Below are 24,098 nucleotides of genomic sequence, written 5' to 3'. Positions count from 1 at the left end.
ACCAGCCATGCCGACCGAAACGTTTGAGTTCCAGGTAGAGGCGCGTCAGCTTCTTCAGCTGATGATTCACTCCGTCTACTCGAACAAGGATGTCTTCCTGCGCGAGCTCGTCTCCAACGCCTCCGACGCGTTGGACAAGCTGCGCCTCGCGGCCCTGCGGGACGACGTCGCCGACGTCGACGTGACCGACCTGCACATCGAGCTCGACGTGGACAAGGAGGCCCGCACCCTCACCGTGCGGGACAACGGCATCGGGATGTCGTACGAGGAGGTCACCCACCTCATCGGCACCATCGCCAACTCGGGCACGGCCAAGTTCCTCCAGGAACTGCGCGAGGCCGAGGACGCCGCCGGGGCCGACGGGCTCATCGGGCAGTTCGGCGTCGGTTTCTACTCGGGCTTCATGGTGGCCGACGAGGTCACCCTGGTGACCCGGCGCGCCGGCGAGACCCAGGGCACCCGCTGGACGTCGCGCGGCGAGGGCACGTACACCCTGGAGACGGTCGACGAGGCGCCGCAGGGTACCTCGGTCACCCTCCACCTCAAGCCCGCGGACTCCGAGAACCAGCTCCACGACTACACCTCCACCTGGAAGATCAAGGAGATCGTCAAGCGCTACTCGGACTTCATCACCTGGCCGATCCGCCTGCTGCCGGAGCCGGCCGAGGACGGCGCCGAGGCCCGCGAGGCCGAGACGCTCAACTCGATGAAGGCGCTGTGGGCGCGTCCGCGTGACGAGGTGTCCGAGGACGAGTACCACGAGCTGTACAAGCACATCTCCCACGACTGGCGCGAGCCGCTGGAGACGATCCGGCTCCAGGCGGAGGGCACCTTCGAGTACCAGGCCCTGCTGTTCGTGCCCTCGCACGCCCCGCACGACCTGTTCACCCAGGGGTACCAGCGCGGCGTACAGCTCTATGTGAAGCGCGTCTTCATCATGGACGACTGTGAGGAGCTGCTGCCGCCGTATCTCCGCTTCGTCAAGGGCGTCGTCGACGCCCAGGACCTCTCGCTCAACGTCTCCCGCGAGATCCTCCAGCAGGACCGCCACATCCGCATGATCCAGCGCCGCCTGACGAAGAAGGTGCTGGCCACGGTCAAGGACCTGAGGTCGTCCGCGCCGGACCGGTACGCCACGTTCTGGCGGGAGTTCGGCGCCGTCCTCAAGGAAGGGCTGGTGACCGACTCCGAGAACCGGGACGCGATCCTCGCCGCCTCCTCGTTCGCGACCACCCACGACGCCGACGAGCCGACCACGCTCCAGGGGTACGTGGAGCGGATGAAGGACGGTCAGAGCGACATCTACTTCATGACGGGCGAGTCCCGGCAGGCCATCGAGGACTCCCCGCACATGGAGGCGTTCCGGGCCAAGGGCGTCGAGGTGCTCCTGCTCACCGACGCGGTGGACGAGGTCTGGGTCGACGCGGTGGCGGAGTTCGAGGGCAAGCGGCTGCGCTCGGTGGCCAAGGGCGAGGTCGACCTCGGTGGTGCCGAGGACGAGAAGAGCGACGCCGAGAAGAACCAGCAGAGCGAGGAGTACGCCGGGCTGCTCGGCTGGATGTCGGAACACCTGGGCGAGGACGTCAAGGAGGTCCGCCTCTCCTCCCGCCTCACCGTCTCGCCGGCCTGTGTGGTCTCCGACGCGAACGAGCTGACGCCGGCGCTGGAGAACATGTACCGCGCGATGGGCCAGGAGGTTCCGCACGCCAAGCGGATCCTCGAACTCAACCCGGAGCACCAGCTGGTGAAGTCCCTGAACCGGGCCTACACCGAGCAGGAGGACCGGACGGAGCTGACCGAGACCGCGGATCTCCTCCACGCCCTGGCGGTCCTCGCCGAGGGCGGCCGGCCCAAGGAGCCGGCCCGGTTCGTGAAGCTGGTGGCGGACCGTCTGGAGCGCACGCTGTAACCCACGGGGTCCGTATGCGAGGGACGTCCGGCGCCGCCGGGCGTCCCTCGGCGTTTCTCCGTGCGTCCGGGGCGTGTGCGTCCGGGAAACGGAACCCGAGAACCCGAGGGGCCAGTGCCTCTGTCCACGGTGCCATCCGCATGGCGAGACGGTCTGGCATCCGGAGCGCCGCACTCCGTATATTCGCACGCATGTATGCATCGGCTCCGCTGCTGTGCCTCGCGCTCTTCGCGAACTCGGCGTGGTGCGTCGACGACGGCCTCTGTCGCCGCTGACTCCCGCACCGGCCGCGTGATCCGCGCCGCCGGTCGCCCAGCGCCCCCGCCCGCCGCCCCCGTGCACCCCACCGGAGATCTTCCGTGACCACCGCACCCCCCGCCGGGTCGGCCCCGGCCGCGCCGCCGCGCGCGCCCGCCGTCCTCTTCGCCCCGTCCCCCACCTCCTCCGCCCGGCCCGAGGCGCCGCCCCTGCCCCCGGTGCGGCGGACGCCCCTGGTGGTGTCCGGGCTGCTCGCCGCCGCGCTGACCGCGTACGTCTGGTCCGCGCACGGTGCCAAGCCGGGCGTACTGCTCCTGCTCGGCCTCGGGCTGGGTGTCGCCCTCTTCCACTCCCGGTTCGGCTTCACCTCCGCCTGGCGGCAACTGGTCGCGGTCGGCAACGGCGCCGGGCTGCGGGCCCACGCCCTGCTGCTCGGCACCACCGCCACCCTGTTCGCGCTGCTCATCGGCACCGGCACCGGGCTGTTCGGCTCGCAGCCGGCGCCGTCCGCCGGGCCCGTCGGCGTCGGCCTGCTCGCCGGGTCGGTGCTCTTCGCGATCGGCATGCAGCTCGGCGGCGCGTGCGCCTCGGGCACCCTGTTCGCCGTCGGCTCGGGACAGACGTCGATCGTCCTCACCCTGGGCGGCTTCATCGCGGGGGCCACGCTCGCTGCCTGGCAGTTCGACCTGTGGAAGGACCTCCCGGCCTGGGAGCCCGTCGTCCTGTCCGACCATGTCGGCTGGTTCGGCTCGTGGGCGGTGACGATCGCCGCGCTGCTGCTGGTGGTGTTCGTCACGCGGCGCGTGCAGGCCCGCCGCAACCCGCCGCCGCTCGGTGTCGTGCCCTCGGCGCGCGGCGCGGCCGTCCGGGCCCTGCGCGGCTCGTGGCCGCTGGCCGCCGGGGCGCTCGTGCTGGCCGTACTGGGCGCCGGCGTCCTGTGGGTCTCGGGCGGCGCCTGGGGCGTCACCAGCGCCTTCAGCCTCTGGGGCTCCGAACTGGTGGGTGTCCTCGGCGGCCACCCGGAGAACTGGACGTGGTGGCAGCGGCCCGGCAACGCCGAGATGCTGGCGGGCCCGGTGCTCGCCGACAAGACCAGCCTCACCGACATCGGCATCATGATCGGTGCCGCCGTCGCCGCGGCGGTCGGCGGCACCTGGGCCCTGCACCGGGGCATCGCCTGGCGCACGGCGCTCGCGGCCTTGCTCGGCGGTGTGCTGATGGGCATCGGCGCCCGCCTGGCCGGCGGGTGCAACATCGGCGCCTATCTGGCGGGAATCGCCTCGGGCAGCCTCAGCGGCTGGCTGTGGGGGGCCTTCGCCCTGGCCGGTACCTGGGTGGGCCTCAAGCTGCGCCCCCTCTTCGGTCTCGGCAACCCCAAGCCGGGCGACGGGGTCTGCTGAGCCGGGGCACCCGCGCGGCACGGGGGTCAGGCCCGTGCCGCGCGGGCGGCTAGGGGGTGCGCCGGTCCGTGGTGGTGACGCGGGCGACGGCCTCCAGGGTGAGGGCCCGCCCGTGGGGCTCCCGGGCCAGGGCGCGGTGCAGCGTCAGCCCTTCGATGAGGGCGTCGAGCTGGCGGGCCGTGTCCGGGTCGAAGTGCTTCTCCAGGTGGACCCGGCTGCGGCGCATCCACTCGTGGGTGAGTTCCCGGTAGGCCGGCTGCCGCGCTGCCAGCGTGTACAGCTCCTGGGTGAGCACCAGGTCCCGCTGGCTCCCCTCGGACAGGAGGTGTACGAGGTCGGCCACCGCCTCGCGGGCCTCCTCGCGGTCGGCCGCGGCACCGAGGTGGTCGTCGAAGACCGCGACGATGTGGCCGGTGAAGTGGCCGAAAGCCTCCCGCAGCAGCTGGTCGATCCCGCTGAAGTGGTAGGTCATCGAGCCCAGGGGGACGCCGGCCCGGGTGGCGATCTTTCGGTGGGAGACGCGTGCGATGCCCTCCTCGGCGATCAGGTCGAGGGTGGCGTCGATGATCCGCTCGCGCCGCTGCGGGTCGGTGTGTCCGGTTGCCATGGGAGCAGGCTTACACGTTCCGCACCGGCCGGGCCGGGTTGCCCACGGCGACGACACCCGCGGGCACGTCCTTGGTGACGACCGCCCCGGCGCCGATGACGGAGTTGTCGCCGATGGTCACGCCGGGCAGGACGATGGCGCCGCCGCCCAGCCAGACGTTGTCGCCGATGGTGATGGGCCGGGCTGCCTCCAGCTTGTCGCGCCGGGGCTCGGCCTCGAGCGGGTGCGTGGGGGTGAGCAACTGGACGTTCGGTCCGATCTGGCAGTCCTCGCCGATGGTGATCGCCGCGACGTCCAGCGCGGTGAGGTTGTAGTTCACGAAGGTGCGCGCGCCGATGGTGATGTTGCTGCCGTAGTCGACGTACAGCGGTGGCCGTACGTGTGCCTCGGTGCCGAGGGAGCCGAGCAGTTCGGCGAGGATCGGCTGCGCCGCTGCCGCGTCCTCCGTGTAGGCGGCCTGGTAGCGGGCGGCCAGCTGTACGGCCCGCTGCTGTCTGCGGGCGATCTCCGGATCGTCGGCGATGTAGAGGTCGCCCGCCAGCATGCGTTCGAGGTTCGTTCTGGGATCCTGCGCGAAGTGGTCCGTCGGCATGCGCCCGATCGTAGCGCCTAGGGCGTACGAACGTACACTCCCCGGCGGTGGCGCGCCCGTACGCCGGTACTCCGCCGGTGCGCCACCGCCTCGGGGAGGAGCGCCCCCGGGCCCGGATCAGTCGAGGAGGCCGGCGACCAGGGAGCCGAACTCGTCCGGGGTCGCCAGGCGGATGCCGAGCTGCTCGGCCTTGGCCCGCTTGGAGCCGGCGCCCTCACCTGCGACGACGAGTGTCGTCTTCCGGGAGACGCTGGAGGAGGAGTGACCGCCGGCCCGCTCGATGAGTTCGTTCATCTCGTTGCGCGAGAGCTTCTCCAGGCGTCCCGTCATCGCACCGGTGACCACCACCCTCATCCCGGCCAGCGGACCGGCCTCCCCCGGCGCCGCGACGGGGCCCCCGCCTTCCTCCTCGGCGGCGGCACCGGTGGCCGGGGGAGGGGTGGCCCCGGGCTCGGTCATACCGACCCCCGCGGCGGCGAGCCTGTCGATGAGCGGGCCGAGTTCGGCGATCTCCGCGACGATGGACGGGGCCTTCTCCGGCCCGATGCCCTCGACCCGCTGCATGGCCTCGGCGTCCGCGGCACGGATGTGGTCCATGGTCGCGAAGTACCGGGCGATGCGCCGCGACATGGAACGGCCGGTGCCCCGGACGCCCAGGGCGCACAGCACCCGGGACAACGGCTGCTCCTTCGCCCTGGCGAGCGCGGCGAGCAGGTTGTCGGTGCTGGTCTCCCCCATCCGCTCCAGGGCGAGCAACCGCTCGCGCCGAAGGGTGAACAGGTCGGCGAGGTCGGCGACGAGCCCGGCGTCCACGAGCTGGACGACACGGGTGGCGCCCAGGCCCTCGATGTCCAGCTGGTCGCGGCCGGCGGCGTAGGCGAGCGAGGCGACCAGGTGACAGGTGCGGCCCTGGGCGCAGCGCCAGCGTTCCTGGCTCGTGTCGATGTCCGACCCGCAGCGCGGGCACACCGAGGGGAACGCTATGGGCCGCTCGTCACCCGTGCGCAGGTGGGCCACCGGGGCCTCGATGCGGGGGATGACGTCACCGGCGCGGTGGACCATGACGTGGTCGCCCAGGCGCAGGTCGCGGCGGGTGATGTCGGCCGGATTGTGCAGGGTGGCGTAGGTGATCGTGGACCCGTCGATCACCACCGGCTCCAGGACGCCGCGCGGGGCGATGACGCCGGTGCGGCCCACGTTCCACTCCACGTCCAGCAGCCGCGTGATCCGCTCCACGGCCGGCAGCTTGTACGCGACCGCCCACCGGGGCGCCCGGGAGCCGGCTCCGGCGGCCCGCCGGTCGGCGGCCAGGTCGGCCGCGACGACGATCCCGTCGATGCCGAAGGGGAGTTCGGCGCGCAGGGCCGCGATCTCCCGGACCCGGGCCACGACCTGCTCCGGCGTTTCGACGACGACGTCCGGGACTGCGGTGCCGGCGCTGGTGTGCACGCCGAGACCGGCGGCCATGGACATGAGGTCGCTGTGGGCGAGCCCGTCCAGCCGCCCGGCGAGAGCGGCATCGGTCTCCGGCAGCGGCAGCATGCCGTAGCCGAAGAACGTCATCGGGACCGTGTACGCACGCTCCCTCGCCCTCAGTGTGCCCGCGGCCGCGTTGCGCGGGTTGGCGAACGGCTGACCGCCGTGCGCTGTGCGGACCTCGTTCGCATGCTCGAACTGGGCCGTCGTCATGAGTATCTCCCCGCGCACCTCCACGGTGACCGGCTCCGCCAGCGTCTCGGGCAGACCTTCCACGGTGCCGATGGCGTGCGAGACGTCCTCCCCGGCCGTCCCGTCACCGCGGGTGATCAGCCGGGTGAGACGGCCCGCGCGGTAGCGTGCGGCGACGGCGAGGCCGTCCAGCTTGGGACCCACACCGAAGCGGTCGACCTCACGGCCCGTCCGCCGGGCCAGCGACGCCGTCCAGGCGAGGAACTCCTCCGGCGAGAAGACGTTGTCGAGGCTGAGCATCGGCACCGTGTGGGGCACGTCGCCCTCGGCCGCACCGCCGGCGACCTTGCCGGTCGGGGAGTCGGGCAGCACCTCGTCCGGATGCCCAACCTCCCAGGCGGCGATCCCTCTCGCCAACCGGTCGTAGGTGTCGTCGTCCAGTGGCGAGGAACCGCCCGCGTAGTAGGCGGCGGCCGCGCGTGCGGCGTCCTCGACCGCCTGGGCGTAGGCGGCGGAGTCCACGATCACTGCTGCTGGTGTGGTCATGGTGCGGATTCTGCCGCCCACCACTGACAACGGGCCCGGTCACCGGGGAGCCGCCGCATCGCGGGACGGGCCCGGTCACCGGCCGGACGCCGCGTCATGAGACGGACCCGTCACCGGGGGTGCCGCCGCATCGTGAGACGGACCCGCCCGCGGGAATGGCGGGGAGGAACGTGTCGTTGACAGCTGTCATGCCCGCACCTTCCGCACGGCCCACGGCTGCCCCCATGCCGCTCGCCGTCTACATCCTCGGCTTGTCCGTCTTCGCGCTCGGTACCAGTGAGTTCATGCTCTCCGGCCTGCTGCCGCCCATCGCCGAGGACATGGACGTGTCCATCCCGCAAGCCGGGCTGCTGATATCCGCCTTCGCGATCGGCATGGTGGTCGGTGCTCCGCTGCTCGCTGCCGCGACCCTGCGGCTCCCGCGGAAGACCACGCTGGTCACGCTGATCACGGTGTTCGGCCTCGGCCAGATCGCGGGCGCGCTGGCGACGACGTACGAGATCCTGTTCGTCTCCCGGGTCGTCAGTGCCCTGGCGTGCGCCGGGTTCTGGGCGGTGGGTGCCGCCGTCGCCATCGCGATGGTGCCGAAGACCGCCCGGGCCCGCGCGATGGCGGTGATGATCGGCGGACTCTCCATCGCCAACGTGCTCGGTGTGCCGGCCGGCGCCTTCCTCGGGGAGCACCTGGGATGGCGGTCGGCGTTCTGGGCCGTGGGCGCGGCGTCCGCCGTCGCGCTCGTCGGTGTGGTGACCCTGATCCCGCGCATCCCGCTGCCCGAGCGGCGGCCCCGGCTCAGGGGCGAGCTGTCGATCTACCGCGACCGGCAGGTCTGGCTGTCCATCGTCGTGACGGCGCTCGCGGCCGGCGGCGTGTTCTGCGCCTTCTCCTACCTCGCGCCGCTGCTCACGGATGTGGCCGGGCTGGCGGACGGCTGGGTGCCCGCCGTGCTGGCGTTGTTCGGTGTCGGCGCGCTGGTCGGGACGACCATCGGCGGCCGGATCGCCGACGCGCACCTCTTCGGCGTGCTGCTCTCCGGCATCACCGCCTCCACCGTGCTGCTGGCCGCGCTGGCGCTGTTCGCGTCGAGTCCCGTCGTCGTGATCGCCCTCTCCCTGCTCCTCGGCGTCTCGGCCTTCTATACGGCACCCGCGCTCAACGCCCGCATGTTCAACGTCGCCGGCGCCGCGCCCACGCTCGCCGGGGCGACGACGACCGCCGCGTTCAACCTGGGCAACACCGGCGGTCCCTGGCTCGGCGGGACGGTGATCGACGCGGGCCTCGGCTACGCGGCCACCGCCTGGGCGGGCGCGGCCATGACCCTCGTCGCGCTCGCGTTCGTCGGCGTGTCCCTGCGGCTGCACAGCCGCTCGCGCGTCGTCATGGGCGCCCTGGCGGCCGAGCCCGCGAGCGCGGACCTCGCCCGGCGGGTGTGACACCTGACGGAGCGTGCGAACGGCACCCGCGGTCACCGGCGGGACGACGCACCGTGGGGCAGGGCGGGGGCGGGAGGCGGTCCACGGTGCCGGCCGAGGAGCGCCCGACGGTGGGGCGCCCGGTGTCCGGGTGACGACATCGCGCCTCCTCGCGCCCCGGAAGGCTCACCCCTCGGCCGCCGGGCCCGCCGCCGGCGTCGCGGGTGCCGTGGGTGCGGACCGCGCCGCGGCGGCGCAGCGGCGGGCGAGCAGGGCGAAGGCCTCCCCGAGTTCGGGCGGGCCGACCACTTCGACGTCCGTGTCGAAGGCTCCGACGGCGGCGGCGAGGGCGGGCCAGGACCAGGAGCCGAGGGTGAGCCGGCAGCGGTCCGGGCCGAGGGCCTCGACGGTCCCCGCGGGGGTGTGGGGCGACACCGCGGCCGCGGGCAGGTGGAGGACGACCGCTCCGCGGCAGGGCCAGTCGGGCGATCGGTCGGAGCCGCGGAACCGTCCGGTCACGAAGGCGGCCACATCCCCGCCGGGCAGCTCCCGCCGCGTGAAGCGGGGCCCGGTGGGGGAGCGCGGAGTGATCCGGTCCGCGCGGAAGACACGCCAGTCCGCGCGTTCCAGGTCCCAGGCGACCAGGTACCAGCGCCCGTCCCTGGCGACGAGATGGTGGGGTTCGACCCGGCGGGGCGGTGCGTCCCCCTCGCGGTCGGAGTCCGGCGGGCACGGCCCGGCGTGGTCGAAGCGCAGGACCTCGCGCGCCTGCACGGCGGCGCTGAGCGCCATGAGGACACCGCTGTCGGCCTGCGGCTGCGGCCGGGGCGCGGCCCGCTCGACCGTGGTGACGTGGAGGGCGTCGACGCGGTGGCGCAGTCGGGCGGGCATGACCTGCCGGAGGGTGGTCAGCGCGCGCGCCGCTCCGTCCTCGATACCGGCGCCCGTCACGGTGGCGGTCCGCAGGGCGACGGCCAGGGCGACGGCCTGTTCGTCGTCGAAGAGCAGCGGGGGAAGACGGGTTCCGGCGTCGAGCCGGTACCCCCCGTCCGGTCCCTTGACGGCCACGACGGGATAGCCGAGCCCCCGGAGCCGGTCGATGTCGCGGCGCAGGGTGCGCGGACTGACCTCCAGCCGCTCGGCGAGCACCGCCCCGGGCCAGTCCCGGCGCGCCTGGAGCAGGGAGAGCAACGACAGCAGCCGCGCTGAGGTCTTCTGCATGCCTCCCATGCTGCCGGAAGAAGAGGACACGACCTGACCGCTACCTTCGGCAACGTGGGAAGCGCGGGGCCGGTCCGGCCCCGCGGACGGTCCCGCCGGCGCGGGCTGTCCGACCGTGCACCGAGGCGAGGAGCCCGTCGTGTCCGTCAAAGCCGTGACCCACCTGAACTTCCGCGGTGACGCCCGGGAGGCGCTCACCTTCTACCAGTCCGTGTTCGGCGGCGACGTCGCCCTGGTGACCTACCGGGACGCCGGGAACGTCCAGGACCCCTCCGCGGCCGAACAGGTCATGTGGGGCCAGGTGTCCGCCGACAGCGGCCTGTGCGTGATGGCCTACGACGTGCCCGCCCACCTGCCGTGGAACCAGGGGGAGAACGCCTTCTTCGTCTCGGTCCGCGGCGAGACGGCCGAGGAGATCACCGCCTACTGGAAGAAGCTGTCCGACGACGCGACCGTCCTGCAGCCACTGGAGGCCGCCCGATGGGCACCGCTCTACGGCATGCTGCGCGACAGGTTCGGCGTCACCTGGGTCCTGGACGTGGTGAGCGGGTACGACGCGCCCTGACCGGCCGGGGCCGGGTGGCGGGCCTCCGCCACCCGGCCGGGCCACGACGCCCGCCCGCCCCCCGAGACGACAGGACGCCACCTTGAGCAGTCATCCCCGCCCCACCGGGGCCACCACCCCGCCCCGCGCACCGGCCGGGAGGCCCTGATCCCATGACCGTGCTCGACACCCGGGCGCTCAACCGCGCCACCCTCGCCCGCCAGTCACTGCTCGCACGGGCCGACCTCCCGGTCCTCGACGCCGTCGCCCACCTCGGCGGCATGCAGGCGCAGGAGCCGCAGGAACCGTTCGTCGGGCTCTGGTCACGGCTGCGGGCCTTCGCCCCGTCGGCGCTGTCGGACCTGCTCACGGAGCGACGTGTGGTGCGCACCCACCTCATGCGCCGTACCGTCCACCTCGTCACCGCCGACGACGTCCTCGCCTGGCGCACCCGCCACGACGCCATGCTGCGCGGACGGGTCCTCGGTACCTACCGCCGCGAACTCGAAGGCGTCGACCTCGACGAACTGGCCGCGGCGGGCCGCGCGGTCATGTCGGACGGTGAGCCCCGCTCGATGAGCGAGCTCGCCCGGACGGTCGCCGGGCGCTGGCCGGAGACGGCCCCCCGGGCCCTGGGGGAGATGCTGGTCGCCGCGCTGATCCCGATGGTCCAACTGCCACCGCGGGGGCTCTGGCGCACGAGAGCGGGCGTGCGCAACCTGCCGCTGTCCGCCTGGCTCGGCCGCGACGTCGACCCGCCGCCCCCGCCCGGCTCCGACCCGGTCGGCCAGGCGATGGTACGGCGCTACCTGGCCGCCTACGGCCCCGCCGCCTCGGCGGACCTGCGCGCCTGGTGCGGCCTCGCCGGACTGCCCGCGGCGGTCGCCGCGGTCCGCGACGAACTGATCACCTTCCGGGACGAACGGGGCCGGGAACTGCTGGACCTCCCCGACGCGCCACGCCCCGACCCCGAGACCCCCGCTCCCGTCCGGTTCCTGCCGGCCTTCGACAACGCCGTCCTCGGCTACCAGGACCGCGGCAGGATCATCGACGACGTCCACCGAGGACTGTCGGTCGCCGGCGCCCGCGTGACGCTGGTCGACGGCCGGGTCGCCGCGACCTGGACCGTCGAGGCGGGGACGGTGACCGTCACCCCGCTGCGCCGCTGCTCGGCGGCCGAACGCGCGGCCCTCGCCGAGGAGGGGCGGGCCCTGGCGTCCTTCCTCTCCGACGGCGACAGCGACCGCGTCCGGATCACCGAGTCCGCGGCGGGGTGACGGGCCCCGCCCCGGCGGGCCGCGCGTCACCCGGCAGGCCGGACAACGGGTGCGGCGTACATCCATTGCCGTGGCCTACACCCGGGGGAGAGGAGCACGGTCACCCACTACACCCGACGCAGTACACCAGTCCAGCCCCAGGGACGGATCAAATGACAAAAAGCCCGGGTGAGCATAAAGGGGTACCCCGGTCAGCACCTCTGCGTCCCCACATGCCGGGTTTCGTCCTGCCCGCATCCCGACGGATTGGTCTCAGGTGGCTACGTTCCTCTATCGACTCGGCCGACGCGCGTTCCGGCGCCGCGGCCTCGTCGCCCTGTTGTGGGTGGCCATACTCGTGGGCGCCGGCGTCGCCGCGTCCACGGCGCCCGCCCCGCCCGAAGACTCCTTCTCCATGCCCGGAACCGAGTCCCAGAAGGCGTTCGACCTGCTCGACGAGCGCTTCCCGGCCGCGAGCGCCGAGGGCGCCACCGCCCGTGTCGTGATCCGCGCCCCCGAGGGCGCGAAGATATCGGACCCGGTGGGCAGGGAACGGGTCGAGGATCTCGTCACGGCACTCGGCGACGGGCCGCAGGTCGCCTCGGTGGCCGACCCGTTCGAGGCCGACGCCGTCAGCAAGGACGGCACCACCGCCTACGCCTCGGTGACCTACAAGGTCAACTCCATGGAGCTGACCGACCAGGCCCGTGACTCGCTCACCGCCGCCACCGACGGCGCGCGCGGCGACGGATTCACCGTCGAGACCGGCGGCGACGCGGTCATGGCCGAGCAGGAGATGGGGGGCACGGCCGAGCTGATCGGTATCGGTGTCGCCGCGATCGTGCTGCTGCTGACCTTCGGCTCGCTCGTCGCGGCCGGCATGCCGCTGCTGTCGGCCATCATCGGCGTAGGCATCGGCATCTCCGCCATCGGAGCGCTCGGCAGCACGCTGGAACTCTCGGCCACCACCTCCACGCTCGCCATGATGATCGGCCTCGCGGTCGCCATCGACTACGCCCTGTTCATCGTCTCGCGCTACCGGGCCGAGATCGCCGAGGGCCGCAGCGCCGAGGACGCCGCGGGACGCGCGGTCGGCACCGCCGGCTCCGCCGTCGTGTTCGCAGGACTCACCGTCATCGTGGCGCTCGCCGGGCTCGCGGTGGTCAACATCCCGATCCTCACCAAGATGGGCCTCGCCGCCGCGGGCACCGTCGGCATCGCCGTGCTGATCGCGCTCACCCTCACCCCGGCACTGCTCGGCTTCGCCGGCAGGAAGGCGCTCAGCCGCAAGGACCGCAAGGCCCCCGCCGGACCGTCGCAGGCCCCGGCGAAGCCCAAGCTCGGCACCCGCTGGGCCCGGTTCGTGCTGCGGCGTCCGGTGACGGTCCTGCTCACCGCGGTGCTCGGTCTCGGCGCCGTCGCCGTGCCGGCCGCGAGCATGGAACTGGGCCTGCCCGACGAGGGCAGCTCCGCGCCCGACACCACGCAGCGCAAGGCCTACGACATGCTGTCCGAGTCCTTCGGCGCCGGGTTCAACGGCCCGCTGATGGTCACCGTCGACACCCGGGACGCGGACGACGCGAAGGCCGCCGCCGACACCGTCGGCAAGGAGATCACCGGCCTGGGCGAGGCCGCGGCGGTCACCCCGGCCAACTTCAACGAGGCGGGCGACACCGCCGTCCTCACGGTCGTGCCCAAGACCGGGCCGAGCGAGGCGGCCACCGAGTCGCTGGTCAAGGACATCCGCGCGCTGTCCGGTGGCATCGAGACCGAGACCGGCGCGACGATGCTGGTCACCGGCGCGACCGCGATGACCATCGACTTCTCCCAGACCCTGGACGACGCGCTCGTCCCGTACCTGGCCCTGGTCGTCGGTCTCGCCTTCCTCCTCCTGATGCTCGTCTTCCGCTCGATCCTCGTCCCGCTCAAGGCGGCGCTCGGCTTCCTGCTCTCGGTGGCCGCGGCGCTCGGCGCGGTGGTCGCGGTGTTCCAGTGGGGCTGGCTCGCGGACGTCTTCGGCGTGGACCAGCCGGGTCCGATCATGTCGATGATGCCCATCTTCATGATCGGTGTGGTCTTCGGTCTGGCCATGGACTACGAGGTCTTCCTCGTGACCCGCATGCGTGAGGCCTACGTCCACGGCTCCTCCGCCTCCGAGTCCGTCACCACGGGATTCACCCACGGCGGCCGGGTCGTCGCGGCGGCCGCGATCATCATGATCAGCGTCTTCTCCGGCTTCATCATGGAGAACGACGACATGATCAAGATGATGGGCTTCGGCCTCGCCATCGCGGTCCTCTTCGACGCCTTCGTGGTCCGCATGGCCATCGTGCCCGCCGTGCTCGCCCTGCTCGGCACCAAGGCGTGGTGGCTGCCCAAGTGGCTGGACCGCCTGCTGCCGAACGTCGACGTCGAGGGCGAGAAGCTCCACAAGGAACTCGGTGACAGCGGCTCGCCCGCGCAGCCCGCGCGCGAGCCCGAGACAGCCGGAGTCTGACCACCGCGCGTACGGCCCCGCCGCCCCGGACGACCGGGCCGGCGGGGCCGCACCCGTACCGGCGCGGGCACGCGGACGGTGGCTGACCGCAATGTTTCGTACGGTCCCGGTATGACGCAGACACAGTCCCAGACGATCCTCGTCACCGGCGCCACCGGTACCGTCGGCCGTCAGGTCGTCGCCGAACTGCTCGCGCGCGGCCACGCGGTCCGCGCCCTCACCCGCGACCCGGCCCGGGCCGCCCTGCCGGAGGGTGCCGAGGTGGTCCGGGGCGACCTGACCGAACCCGACAGCCTCGTCCCCGCCCTGGCCGGAGTCACCGGCCTGCACCTGATCACCTTCGACGGGTCCGGTTTCGCCCCGCTGGAGACCGGCCCGAGGATCCTGGAGCTGGCCCGGGAGGCCGGCGTGCGCCGGATCACCGTGCTGCACGGCGGAGGACCGACGCCGCTGGAGGACGCCGTACGTGCCGGCGGGGGGACCGCCTGGACCGTCCTCATGCCGGTCGAGTTCATGGCCAACGCCCTGGAGTGGGCCGACGGGATCGCGGACCGCGACGAGGTGCGTGAGCCGTTCGTCTCCCGGCTCAGCGCCATGGTCCACGAGGGCGACATCGGCGCGGTCGCGGCGATGGCGCTGACCGAGGACGGCCACGGGGGCCAGGAGTACCTGATCACCGGCCCGGAGGTGCTGACCGTCGGCGACAAGGTGGCGGCGATCGCGGCGGCCCGTGGCAGGGAGATCGCCCTCGTCGAGCTCACCGCGGAACAGGCGGTCGCGCAGTGGCGGGCGGCCGGCCAACCGGAGGAGGTCGTCGGCTTCCTGCTGGACGTGTACGGCAACACCCCCGAGGCGGGGCGCACGGTGGTGGACACCGTCGAGCAGGTGACCGGCCGCCCGGCCCGGACCTTCGCCCGGTGGGCCGCCGACCACGCGGACGCCTTCGCGGCGCCGGCACCCGCGGCAGCGTCGTAGCGCCCACGGCCGCTCGAGCCCGGGACCGATGCAGCGTCGGGAGCCCCCGCCTCCCGCACCGGAAGGCGGGCCACGGTCACGCGCCCTCACGCCCCCCAAGGGCCGACGATCAGCGCCCGGCGGTCGCCGCGTCCTCCGCCTCGGCCTCGCCCGCCGGCCTGAACTCCACGGCGACGACCCCGTCGACGCGCCGGCACAGCTCCTCCAGCTCGGAGACCGCCACCTCGCCCGGGAGCCGTCCGCTCACCACGACATGGCCGTGCTCCACGTCCACCTGCAAGGACGAGGGGGCCAGGCCGAGGGACCGCACCAGCGCCTCCTCGATGATCTCGGTGCGGATCGCCCGGTCCTTGCGCAGGAAGACCCGCAGCAGGTCGCTCCTGCTCACGACCCCGATCAGCCGTCCCGACCCGTCGACCACCAGGAGCCGTTTGATCCCGTGCCGGGCCATCACGCGGGCGGCGTCGACGACGCTCCAGTCCTCGCGCGCGCAGAGGGCGGGCGACGTCATCAGACCGGCCGCGTCCGTCGCCAACGCCTTGGCACCGGCCGACGGGGGCCCGTCGCCGTCCCCGGGGGGACCCTCCAGGTCCTGGCCCCACATCTTCTGCAGGAGGTCCGCCTCCGACACCACGCCCACGGGCCGTGTCTCCTCGTCGACGACCGGTACCGCGGTGATGTCGTACTCCAGCAGCAGGTGGGCGATCTCCTTGAACGGTGTTCCGCGCTGGACGCGGACCACGGCGTCGCTCATCAGATCGCACACCTTCTGGTGCTTCATCGAGGGTCTCTCCTCCGCTGCCGGCCGGTGTCGGCCGGCGTCCGTCCTTCTTGTCAGGTGAAACGATCTGTCGGCCGTTCGAGTGCCCGGGGGTTCACGGGCCGGGACTGATGAGGAGCAGGGCGATGTCGTCACCGGGGGTGGGCGAGTGCCGGATGAGTGTGTCGGCCATCGCGTCGAGGTCGGTGGGATCCGCGTGTTCGAGGAGCCCGGCAAGGGCCGCTGTGGCGTCGTCCAGGTCGACCCCGGGGGCCTCCACGAGCCCGTCGGTGTAGAGGGCGAGCACGCTGCCGAGGGGCAGGTCGAACTCCAGCGCCGGGTACAGGGTGTCCGGTTCGATGCCGAGCAGGAGTCCGGGCGGCACGGGGAGGAGCTGGATGCTTCCGTCGGCGTGGCGCAGGAGCGGCGGGGGGTGTCCGGCGGTGGCCAGGCAGGCGCGGCGCGTGGCGAGGTCCAGGTGGACGTAGACGCAGCTGGTGAACAGGCCCGGGTCCAGGTCGGTGAGCAGGCGGTTGGTGCGGGCCAGGACGTCGTCGGGGGAGGCGCCGACGGTGGCGTGGGCGTGGACGGCGGTGCGGACCTGCCCCATGAGGGCCGCGGCGTCCACGTTGTGACCCTGTACGTCGCCGATGGTGGCGCCGGCCGTGTGCTCGTCCAGACGGATGAGGTCGTAGAAGTCACCGCCCACGCCCAGGCCCCGGGCGGCCGGGAGGTAGCGGGCGGCGACCCTGAGGCCGGGTACGCGGGGCAGGGTGTGCGGCAGCAGGGCGGACTGCAGGCGATGGGCGAGGTGGTGCTTGGCGTCGTACAGCCGGGCGCGGTCCAGAGCCTGCCCGATCAGCCCCGCCAACGAGGTGAGGGCGGCGCGCTCGCCGGGCGGGAAGACGTGGGGGCGTTCGAAGGCCAGCAGGAGCGAACCGATGGGGCGGCCGGACGCGATCAACGGCAGGAAGGCCCACGCGGCCATGCCGTCCTCGTGCACCGTGGCCGGATAGGCGTGCCGCAGTTCGTCGAAGGTGGCGAAGAAGCCCGGGACGCCGGTGGTCAGGACGTCGGCGCCCGGGACGTCCGAACTCAGGGGGAGGGCGTCGAAGCGGGCCACGATCTCGGGGCGGTAGCCCGGGTGACCGAGGATCCTGAGCCTGCCGTCCTCACCGGTCATCAGCACCATGGCCTGCGCGCCCAGCGCGGGCAGCAGCTGGTCCGCGGTCTGTTCGATCACGTCCTGCACACCGACCGCCTCGGTCAGGGTGGAGGCCAGGTGCATCAGGTGGTACAACACGGTGGCCCGGCCGGGGCCCGCGCTCGGAAGGGACGGAGGCGGGGCCCCGCCTTCGGACGGGCCACCCCGCGTGATGCGCACGCTGATGCCGGTGGGATCGGGGTACAGCTCGAAGGCCAGCCATGTCTCGGGCGGGCGCAGGACGGTGAAGGCCTGGGGCAGGCGGCTCACCAGCGCGGCCCGGTAGCGGTCCTCGACCTGGGGGACGTCCATCCAGGGCAGCGCCTCCCAGGGCAGGGCACCCACCAGGTCGCCCGGAGCGGCGCCGAGCAGGTCGGCCGCGACCGGGGTGACGAAGGTGATGCGGCCGTTCACGTCCAGGGCGCAGGAGCCGCCCGGCAGCCGGTCGACGAAGCCCGAGAGCGCGGCCGCCTCGCCGGGGGAGGGCGGACGTCCCGCCGGAGGCCGCAGGGCGCGGGGCCGATCCCCGGGCAGCACGGGGGCGTCCCGGTCCGCGGCCTGCCGGAGCAGCTCGCCCAGGCGGTGGCAGCCGGCCTCGACGGCGTCCCGTTCCTCGGCACTCAGGCGCGTCGAACGCAGGCCGGACCACAGCAGCACCAGCCCGCCCCGCACGCTGCCGCCCGCGGTGATCGGGGCGGCCGCCAGCGCGAAGTCGTACGGCAGGACGAGTGCCTGCCGCGGATACTGGAGCGCCATCTCCTCCCTGCCGCCGACCCACACCAGGCGGTGCTCGCGCACGGCGTCCGCCACGGGCGTCGGATCGTTCGGCGCGACACGCCGCCACGGGACGGCAATCTCCTGGGGCACCCCGGCGATCGTGACCAGCCACAACGCGTCGTCGTCGGGAGGCAGCACGTAGAGCATCCCTCCGAACGCGCCGCTGTCGCGCGCCACGGCATCCATCGCGGCATCCAGCGCGGTGTCCCTCGCGGTCTCCCTCGCGGTGCCCATCAGACGTCCGCCGGCCGTCGGGCGCGTCTCACCGGATCCGGCAGGGCGGCACACCGCCGACCGCACCGAACAGCAACCATATGAGGACACTACGCCCGTCTCGGTACGACGGCATGCGAGGGCGGGCCCGCCGCTGCTCCGTCAGTGGTCCCACGCGTCCGGGCCGCCCCCGCGCCACTCGATGAACCGCGACCGGACCACGTCCATCTCGTCCCAGTCCTGCAGGCCGGCTTCCTGCAGGAAGCGCGCGACGTCCTGCACACCGTAGGCCCGGCCGAGGATCTCCCCGTCCACGCGGACCCGCCGCCCGCCCTCCTCGTCGGGCGGGTACACGATCACCGGCGCACTCGTCATGGCACCAGCGTGCGGCCCGCGCCCCCGGTGCGCATGCCGGGACGGCGTGCCGTGGGGGTCAGCGCTGGGTGAGGGTCTGGGGGTAGTCGGTGATGATGCCGTCGACGCCGAGTGCGGTCATGGTGCGGATGGCGCCGGGTTCGTTGACGGTCCAGACGTTGATGTCCATGCCGAGTTGGTGGATGCGGTCGACGAGGGTCTGGTCGGTGACGGTGTGCTGGGGGTTGATCTGGTCGGCCCATTGGCTGAGCTGGAGGAGTTCGGTGTCGGTGGGGCGTTGGGCGTTGAGGATGCCGATGGGGATGTCGGGGAGGTGGGTGTGGAATTCCCTGGCGTCGTCGGTCTGGAAGGACTGGACGGCGAGTTGGTTGCGGGTGAGGGCGTGGCGGATGTAGCGGGGTTTGGTTTTGAGGTGGTGGGCGAGGTCGGTGGCGATGGTGGTGTGGTGGGTGCAGGGGCTGATTTCGGCGAGGAGTCCGGTGCGGGTGTGGTGGATGCGGTTGATGACGTCGTCGAGGGTGATGAGGGGTTCGCCGGTGTATTTGGGGTGGAACCAGGAGCCGGCGTCGAGGGTGCGTAGTTCGTTCCAGGTGAAGTCGGAGACGCGGTAGCGGGGGCGGTTGGGGTAGATGTCTTCGATGTTGGTGGTGCGTTCCATGGTGCAGTCGTGGAAGTTGATGAGTTTGCCGTCTTTGGTGCGTTGGACGTCGATTTCGACGTGGTCGGCGCGTTGTCGCAGGGCGAGGTTGATGGCGGCGGCGGTGTTCTCGGGGGCCATGCCGGAGGATCCGCGGTGGGCGATGGCGTCGGGTGGGGTGCCTGGGGTTTTGGTTGTGGTGCCGGTGGCGTGTTCGTCGGCGTGCGCGGTCGTCGAGGTCAGTGCCAGGGCCAGACCGCCCAGCACCGCCACCACGACACCGGAACGCCTCTTGCTCGCAAGCTTCACTGCAACCTCCCGCGGGTGAATGACTTCCTGGAGGCTGACGGACGGTGGTTACGGGAAGCCTGCCGCGGGTCGGCGGTGGCGGGATCAGCCAGTGGACCCCGACGCTGAACCGGCCGATCCGAGGCCGAAGGGGTGGATAACGCACATCGGCGCCCTTCACCCCGTCCGCAGCGGACGGGGTGAAGGGCGCCGTCGGAGGCAGCGGCGAGCGGACGCCACCGCGTGTGTCACCTGCCGAGGAGGCCCTCGGGGAGCAGCGACTGCGGGGACGTGGCCGGGTTGCCCACCTCGAGGGTCCCGAGCAGTCCGTCCAGGAGCGGTCCACCGGGGATGTCGGAGGACGGGCCGGACGTGGGGGCTGCCACGGCGGCGGGCGCGGACGCGAGGAGAGCGGTGGCCATGACGGAGACACAGGCGAGCTTCTTGATCATGCCCGCCCTAACGAACGGCGGCCCGGGGAGGAAACGCTGCGCGGGTCCCGACTGGCCCACTCGGGTGACCGCCACCGCGGCGGGCGCGGAACGCGAGGCGCCGTGGTGGCAGCCGCTCCCGGCGAGCGGGTGCCGCACGTGCGCGCCGAGGGGACGGCGTCCGCGGGGCGACCCGGCCCCTCCCGGCGATCAGTGGCCACCGTTCGGCGGCCGTTCGGGCGGCCCCGGCCCCTGACCCGGCCCCGAGGCTTAGCGGCGTGTGTACCTGGAAACGACTACTCCCGAACGGTTGTCGCACCGATGCTCGGCCGACACGGGGAGGGGTCTTTCGTGGATGTGCCCTTATATCTGAGGCCGCGGGTGGATCCACCGCTCGCCTCACTGCTGGGCGCCGCACCGTTCCTGCACTCGCTCGTCGACGCGCTCGGTTCTCCTCTCAACGTACTGCTCCCGGAGACCGTCGCGGAGAACGCCGAACGCTTCCGAGCCGTCTACCGGCGCCACCACCTCACCGGGCGGGTGTACTTTGCGCACAAGGCCAACCGCTCCAGTGCCCTGCTGCGGAGACTGGCCGCCGAGGACCCGGCCGGGGTCGGGGTCGACGTCGCCTCGCTGGCGGAACTGCGGCACGCCCTGGGCTGCGGCTTCACCGGGGACCGCGTCATGGCCACCGGACCCAAGGACCCGGAGTTCCTGTGGCTCGCCGCCCGCGTGGGAGCGACCGTGAACCTGGACTCGCCGCGCGAACTCGACCAACTGGCCGAGCTGGTACGCGCGTACGGGCTCGGCCGGGTCGACGTCCTGGCGCGCCTGTCCGGATTCGAGTCCGACGCGGGCCACGGGGGAGCGGGCACCAGGATGCTCTCCCGCCGCAGCCGGTTCGGCACCCCGGTGCGAGAGGTGGAAGCGCTCCTGTCCGCGCTGGAACGACACGCCGACGCCGTCACGCTCACCGGCCTCGCCTACCACCTGGACACCACCGGCCTGGAGGAGAAGGGCCGGGCCCTGGAGCGGTGCGTGCTGCTCATGGACCAGTGCCGGGCCCGGGGCCTCGCGCCGCGCGCCGTGGACATCGGAGGCGGCTTCGGCGTCGGCTACGTCGCCGACGCCGAGGAGTGGGAGCGCTGGACGACCGCGCTCAGCGAGGCGGTCCTCGGGGGCCGTCCGCCCCTGACCTGGCGCGGGCACGGCTACGGGCTGCGCAACGAGGGCGGCACGGTGCGCGGCTCGGTCGCGCTGTACCCCGGCCACCGCCCGGGCGCCGGCCCCGGCTACCTCGACCAGCTCCTCTCGCTTCCCACCCCGGTGCTGGGCCGGGCACCGGGCACGCTCCTCCTGGAGCACCTGCACGACCTCCACATCGAGCCCGGCCGCGCCCTGGCCGACCAGTGCGGGCTGTCGCTGGCACGGGTCCTGGACGTGCGGCGCATGGCGGAGGAACCGGCCTCGTACCTGGTGCGCCTCGGCATGAACGCCGGGGACATGAGCCTGGAGGAGCACGGCGTCCTCGTGGATCCCGTGCTGCTGCCCCGCGGCGGGCCCGAGGACGGCGAACGGGGGCCGGTCGCGGTGCACCTCGTCGGCAACCTGTGCCTGGAGGCCGACCTGATCACCCGACGCCTGGTCTTCCTCCCCGAACTGCCCCGCGCCGGCGACCTGCTGGCCTTCGTCAACACCGCCGGATACGCGATGGACTTCCACGCCCACCAGGCCCAACGGCAGCCGCTCGCACGGACGGTGGCCGTGGAGCGGGAGGGGGACTCCTGGCGCTGGTGCATGGACGAGGACTACTGGCCGATCACACACCCGGGGGGAAAGCCCGTATGAGGTACGACAGCATCACGGAGGCCATCGGCAACACACCGCTGGTGCGCATCGACCCCGCCGTGCACGGGCTGCGCAACATCGACCTGTACGCGAAGCTGGAGATGCTCAACCCCTTCGGCTCCGTCAAGGACCGGCCCGCCTGGCACATGGCGCGACCCCATCTCGAGGGCGCGGCCGCGGGGGAGGGGACGGTCGTGGAACTCTCCAGCGGCAACACCGCCAAGGCCCTCGCCCTGCTGGCCGGCCTGCACGGGCTGCGGTTCAAGAGCGTCACCAACCGGATGCGCGTACCGGAGATCAAGGAACTGCTCCTGCTCCTCGGCGCCGAGATCGAGGAGCTCCCGGGGCGCAGCGAATGCCTCGACCCGACGGACACCGACGATCCGCTGACCCACTTCCACCAGGCACTCTCGGACCCGGGGAGCACCTACCTGCACACCGACCAGTACTTCAACCCGCGCAACGTGGAGGCGCACGCGGCGGGCACCGGACCCGAGATCGTCAAGGACCTGGACGGGCGGGCGCCGGACTGGTTCGTCGCCTGCGTGGGTACGGCCGGTTCGTCGACCGGGGTCGCCCGGGTGCTGCGCGAGCACGATCCGGACGTGCGGGTCCTCGGCCTGGTCGCCCACAAGTCGGACTTCATCCCCGGCATCCGCACCATCGACGAGGTGCACCAGGTCGGGCTCTTCGACCCGGCGACGTACGACACCATCGAGTCCGTCACCTCCGACGAGGCCCTCGACGGGATGCTCACGCTCGTCCGGCGCTGCGGCCTCCTGTCCGGGCCGACCGGGGGCGCCGCCTACCAGGGCGCGGTACGGCACCTGCGCGACGCCGACCTGGCGTTGGAGGGGTCGGGGCGCCGCGAGACCGCGGTGTTCATCGTGTGCGACCGGGCGGAGAGCTACCTGAGCTACGTGCGCGCCCGCCGTCCCGAGCTGCTGGGCAGGGCGGCGCGCGGGCACACCCTCGCGTCGCTCACCGAGGACGACGTGCGGGCCGAGGCCCTGTCGGTCGGCGTGGAGGACGCCCGCCGCCGGATCGCGGAGGGGGACCCCCGACCGCTCGTCGTCGACCTGCGCAGCCCGCACGCGTACGCGGCCCTGCACATCGAGGGTTCGGTCAACATGGTCGATGAACTGTTCGAGGAGCTGGTCCGTGGCGGACTGCCCTTCAGCAAGCGGACACCGGTGCTGCTCGCCTGCCCCGTCGGCGAGAAGTCCCTCCGGTACGCCGCCCTGCTGACGCGCATGGGGCACCCCGAGGTGCGGAGCCTGGCCGGCGGGATCGTCGCCTGGCGGGACGCGGGCGCCCCGCTGGTGCGCGAATGAGCCGGGCCCGCCCGCTCACCGGAACCGCGCACGAGGAGGCGGAGCGGGAAGCGGCCCGGCAGCGGGAGCAGCAGCGGGAAGCCGCCTGGCAGCGGGGACTGCGGGAACAGTTCCCCATCGTCACCGCCCACCCGGAGTCGGCGTACCTCGACAGCGCGGCGACCTCCCAGAAGCCGCGAGCCGTACTGGACGCCGTCCAGACCTACCTCACGACCTCGAACGCCAACGCGGGGCGCGGCACCTACCCCTGGGCGAACCGGACGACGGAGCTGGTGGAAGGGGCGCGGGAGCGGGTCAAGGAGTTCCTCCGCGACCCGGAACCGGAGCGTTCCACCGTCCACTTCACCAGCGGCACCACCGAGGGCCTGCGCACCGTCGCCCGCGACTGGCTGGTGCCGTACCTCTCGGACGGCGACGAGATCCTCGTGCCGTTCGCCGACCACCGGGCCAACCTGGACCCCTGGCTGGAGGCCGGGCGGCTGCTGGCCGAACGCGGCGTCGACGTCCGGGTGCGCGCCCTGCCCTACCAGGCGGTCTCGGGCGACTACGACCATCGCGCCCTCGGCGACCTGGTCGGCCCCCGCACCCGGTTCGTGGCCGCCACGCACGTGCACCACGTCTACGGCGGAGACATGAACGTGCACCGCATCCGCGCGGCGGTCGGCCCGGACGTACCGATCTGTGTGGACGCCGCCCAGAGCGTCGGCCACCTGCCCCTGGACCTGGCCGGGGCCGGGCTCGACGTCGACTTCGTGGTCTTCTCGGGACACAAGGCGATGGCCCTGCCGGGCACGGGAGCCCTCTGGGCGCGCAACGCGCGAGGACCCGCGTTCCGGCCCGCGGGCTGGCAGGGCACGCCCAACACGGCGGGTGTCGTGTCGCTGCGGGCGGCACTCGACTGGCTCGACGCGGCCGGTGCGGACCGGATCGCCCGCTGGACGGCGGGGCTCACGACCCGCCTGACCGACGGGCTGAGCCGTCTCGGCCCGTACGAGATCCTCGGCTGCCCGGCCAGCCTGACCGCCGACTCCGCGCTGCCCGCCGCACAGCGCCGCCACGGCATCGTCACCTTCCGGCATCAGGACATCCCCTCCGACGACCTGGGGTTCATCCTCTACAGCCACGGGTTCATGGTGCGGGCGGACAGCCTCTGCCAGGCGGGCGCCGCCGCCGAGGACGGGTCGGTGCGCGTCAGTCTGCACGTGTACAACACGGAGGAGGAGATCGACCGGCTGCTCGCCGCACTCACCTCCTTGGCGTGAACCACGAGCCGTACGGCAAGTGATAACCGTTTCCACCTGTAGATTCGGTCGCATCCACGACGGGTGAGACACGGAAGAGGTGGC

The 24,098-nt window shown here is 72.8% G+C and carries 19 protein-coding genes; 10 read left to right on the top strand and 9 right to left on the bottom strand.

Annotation, left to right across the window (positions count from 1 at the left end; translation table 11 throughout):
* Window positions 1–7 precede the first annotated feature (7 nt).
* Both htpG and ACZ6EG_RS07235 read left to right on the top strand, forming a co-directional pair.
* A complete protein-coding gene (gene htpG / locus ACZ6EG_RS07240) occupies window positions 8–1,909 on the top strand; it encodes a molecular chaperone HtpG (protein WP_391968967.1) in 1,902 nt (633 codons plus the stop codon).
* Window positions 1,910–2,268: 359 nt separating this feature from the next.
* Entirely contained in the window at window positions 2,269–3,567 is a 1,299-nt protein-coding gene (locus ACZ6EG_RS07235; protein ID WP_469602410.1) for a YeeE/YedE family protein, read from the top strand.
* Window positions 3,568–3,616: 49 nt separating this feature from the next.
* Here the strand turns inward: ACZ6EG_RS07235 and ACZ6EG_RS07230 are convergent, their stop codons facing one another.
* The 3 genes from ACZ6EG_RS07230 to ligA all read right to left on the bottom strand — a co-directional run bounded on the left by ACZ6EG_RS07230 (window position 3,617) and on the right by ligA (window position 6,980).
* Complete coding sequence (locus tag ACZ6EG_RS07230) at window positions 3,617–4,174, bottom strand: TetR/AcrR family transcriptional regulator (protein WP_356609798.1); 558 nt, start codon at window positions 4,172–4,174, stop codon at window positions 3,617–3,619.
* A gap of 10 nt (window positions 4,175–4,184) precedes the next feature.
* Entirely contained in the window at window positions 4,185–4,766 is a 582-nt protein-coding gene (locus tag ACZ6EG_RS07225) for a sugar O-acetyltransferase (RefSeq protein WP_356609800.1), read from the bottom strand.
* Window positions 4,767–4,883: 117 nt separating this feature from the next.
* Complete coding sequence (gene ligA / locus ACZ6EG_RS07220) at window positions 4,884–6,980, bottom strand: NAD-dependent DNA ligase LigA (RefSeq protein WP_391968965.1); 2,097 nt, start codon at window positions 6,978–6,980, stop codon at window positions 4,884–4,886.
* Between the two features lie 224 nt (window positions 6,981–7,204).
* On the opposite strand from ligA, the gene ACZ6EG_RS07215 reads away from it, so the two are divergent.
* A complete protein-coding gene (locus ACZ6EG_RS07215; RefSeq protein WP_469602661.1) occupies window positions 7,205–8,413 on the top strand; it encodes a Cmx/CmrA family chloramphenicol efflux MFS transporter in 1,209 nt (402 codons plus the stop codon).
* Between the two features lie 165 nt (window positions 8,414–8,578).
* Here ACZ6EG_RS07215 and ACZ6EG_RS07210 read toward each other — a convergent pair whose 3' ends face one another.
* A complete protein-coding gene (locus tag ACZ6EG_RS07210) occupies window positions 8,579–9,613 on the bottom strand; it encodes a helix-turn-helix transcriptional regulator (RefSeq protein WP_469602404.1) in 1,035 nt (344 codons plus the stop codon).
* 139 nt (window positions 9,614–9,752) lie between these two features.
* Between ACZ6EG_RS07210 and ACZ6EG_RS07205 the strand changes: the two genes are divergently transcribed.
* The 4 genes from ACZ6EG_RS07205 to ACZ6EG_RS07190 all read left to right on the top strand — a co-directional run bounded on the left by ACZ6EG_RS07205 (window position 9,753) and on the right by ACZ6EG_RS07190 (window position 14,885).
* Window positions 9,753–10,178 (top strand): VOC family protein, encoded by a 426-nt coding sequence (locus ACZ6EG_RS07205; protein WP_469602402.1) that lies wholly within the window; start codon window positions 9,753–9,755, stop codon window positions 10,176–10,178.
* A gap of 152 nt (window positions 10,179–10,330) precedes the next feature.
* On the top strand, window positions 10,331–11,434 hold the full coding sequence (locus tag ACZ6EG_RS07200) for a winged helix DNA-binding domain-containing protein (protein ID WP_469602400.1): 1,104 nt from the start codon (window positions 10,331–10,333) through the stop codon (window positions 11,432–11,434).
* 256 nt (window positions 11,435–11,690) lie between these two features.
* Window positions 11,691–13,910: an MMPL family transporter gene (locus ACZ6EG_RS07195; RefSeq protein WP_469602398.1), complete on the top strand. Its 2,220-nt coding sequence runs from the start codon at window positions 11,691–11,693 to the stop codon at window positions 13,908–13,910.
* A gap of 111 nt (window positions 13,911–14,021) precedes the next feature.
* Window positions 14,022–14,885, top strand: a complete 864-nt coding sequence (locus tag ACZ6EG_RS07190) for an SDR family oxidoreductase (protein WP_469602395.1) — start codon at window positions 14,022–14,024, stop codon at window positions 14,883–14,885.
* Between the two features lie 109 nt (window positions 14,886–14,994).
* Here ACZ6EG_RS07190 and ACZ6EG_RS07185 read toward each other — a convergent pair whose 3' ends face one another.
* The 5 genes from ACZ6EG_RS07185 to ACZ6EG_RS07165 all read right to left on the bottom strand — a co-directional run bounded on the left by ACZ6EG_RS07185 (window position 14,995) and on the right by ACZ6EG_RS07165 (window position 19,591).
* Window positions 14,995–15,666, bottom strand: a complete 672-nt coding sequence (locus ACZ6EG_RS07185; protein WP_391968959.1) for a CBS domain-containing protein — start codon at window positions 15,664–15,666, stop codon at window positions 14,995–14,997.
* A 94-nt stretch (window positions 15,667–15,760) separates the two neighbouring features.
* Entirely contained in the window at window positions 15,761–17,860 is a 2,100-nt protein-coding gene (locus ACZ6EG_RS07180; RefSeq protein WP_391968958.1) for a SpoIIE family protein phosphatase, read from the bottom strand.
* A 141-nt stretch (window positions 17,861–18,001) separates the two neighbouring features.
* On the bottom strand, window positions 18,002–18,214 hold the full coding sequence (locus tag ACZ6EG_RS07175) for a hypothetical protein (protein ID WP_361015240.1): 213 nt from the start codon (window positions 18,212–18,214) through the stop codon (window positions 18,002–18,004).
* A gap of 58 nt (window positions 18,215–18,272) precedes the next feature.
* Window positions 18,273–19,160: a glycerophosphodiester phosphodiesterase gene (locus ACZ6EG_RS07170; RefSeq protein WP_469602390.1), complete on the bottom strand. Its 888-nt coding sequence runs from the start codon at window positions 19,158–19,160 to the stop codon at window positions 18,273–18,275.
* A gap of 227 nt (window positions 19,161–19,387) precedes the next feature.
* Window positions 19,388–19,591 (bottom strand): hypothetical protein, encoded by a 204-nt coding sequence (locus tag ACZ6EG_RS07165; RefSeq protein WP_391968956.1) that lies wholly within the window; start codon window positions 19,589–19,591, stop codon window positions 19,388–19,390.
* A gap of 300 nt (window positions 19,592–19,891) precedes the next feature.
* Here ACZ6EG_RS07165 and ACZ6EG_RS07160 point away from each other — a divergent pair, with 300 nt between their 5' ends.
* Genes ACZ6EG_RS07160 through ACZ6EG_RS07150 form a run of 3 tightly spaced genes read left to right on the top strand, consistent with a single transcriptional unit; the run spans window position 19,892 to window position 24,014 of the window.
* Window positions 19,892–21,418, top strand: a complete 1,527-nt coding sequence (locus ACZ6EG_RS07160; RefSeq protein WP_469602387.1) for a Y4yA family PLP-dependent enzyme — start codon at window positions 19,892–19,894, stop codon at window positions 21,416–21,418.
* Window positions 21,415–22,752, top strand: coding sequence for a pyridoxal-phosphate dependent enzyme (locus ACZ6EG_RS07155; protein ID WP_469602384.1), 1,338 nt, complete (start codon window positions 21,415–21,417; stop codon window positions 22,750–22,752). The genes ACZ6EG_RS07160 and ACZ6EG_RS07155 overlap by 4 nt, the downstream gene beginning before the upstream one ends.
* Complete coding sequence (locus ACZ6EG_RS07150) at window positions 22,749–24,014, top strand: aminotransferase class V-fold PLP-dependent enzyme (RefSeq protein ID WP_469602381.1); 1,266 nt, start codon at window positions 22,749–22,751, stop codon at window positions 24,012–24,014. Before ACZ6EG_RS07155 ends, ACZ6EG_RS07150 begins: the two co-directional genes overlap by 4 nt.
* Window positions 24,015–24,098: the final 84 nt, after the last annotated feature.

The sequence above is a fragment of the Streptomyces sp. NPDC041968 genome (assembly GCF_055589025.1).
Note: the sequence above shows the minus strand (reverse complement) of the source record. Positions and strands in the feature narration are given on the sequence as shown.

Bases quoted from the DNA above. Each gene is read 5' to 3' on its own strand.
- ACZ6EG_RS07160 (WP_469602387.1), top strand. From the start codon at position 19,892: ATGCTCGGCCGACACGGGGAGGGGTCTTTCGTGGATGTGCCCTTATAT.
- ACZ6EG_RS07215 (WP_469602661.1), top strand. From the start codon at position 7,205: ATGCCGCTCGCCGTCTACATCCTCGGCTTGTCCGTCTTCGCGCTCGGT.
- ACZ6EG_RS07175 (WP_361015240.1), bottom strand. From the start codon at position 18,214: ATGACGAGTGCGCCGGTGATCGTGTACCCGCCCGACGAGGAGGGCGGG.
- ligA (WP_391968965.1), bottom strand. From the start codon at position 6,980: ATGACCACACCAGCAGCAGTGATCGTGGACTCCGCCGCCTACGCCCAG.
- ACZ6EG_RS07180 (WP_391968958.1), bottom strand. From the start codon at position 17,860: ATGGGCACCGCGAGGGAGACCGCGAGGGACACCGCGCTGGATGCCGCG.
- ACZ6EG_RS07190 (WP_469602395.1), top strand. From the start codon at position 14,022: ATGACGCAGACACAGTCCCAGACGATCCTCGTCACCGGCGCCACCGGT.
- ACZ6EG_RS07185 (WP_391968959.1), bottom strand. From the start codon at position 15,666: ATGAAGCACCAGAAGGTGTGCGATCTGATGAGCGACGCCGTGGTCCGC.
- ACZ6EG_RS07155 (WP_469602384.1), top strand. From the start codon at position 21,415: ATGAGGTACGACAGCATCACGGAGGCCATCGGCAACACACCGCTGGTG.
- htpG (WP_391968967.1), top strand. From the start codon at position 8: ATGCCGACCGAAACGTTTGAGTTCCAGGTAGAGGCGCGTCAGCTTCTT.
- ACZ6EG_RS07225 (WP_356609800.1), bottom strand. From the start codon at position 4,766: ATGCCGACGGACCACTTCGCGCAGGATCCCAGAACGAACCTCGAACGC.
- ACZ6EG_RS07150 (WP_469602381.1), top strand. From the start codon at position 22,749: ATGAGCCGGGCCCGCCCGCTCACCGGAACCGCGCACGAGGAGGCGGAG.
- ACZ6EG_RS07210 (WP_469602404.1), bottom strand. From the start codon at position 9,613: ATGCAGAAGACCTCAGCGCGGCTGCTGTCGTTGCTCTCCCTGCTCCAG.
- ACZ6EG_RS07230 (WP_356609798.1), bottom strand. From the start codon at position 4,174: ATGGCAACCGGACACACCGACCCGCAGCGGCGCGAGCGGATCATCGAC.
- ACZ6EG_RS07165 (WP_391968956.1), bottom strand. From the start codon at position 19,591: ATGATCAAGAAGCTCGCCTGTGTCTCCGTCATGGCCACCGCTCTCCTC.
- ACZ6EG_RS07200 (WP_469602400.1), top strand. From the start codon at position 10,331: ATGACCGTGCTCGACACCCGGGCGCTCAACCGCGCCACCCTCGCCCGC.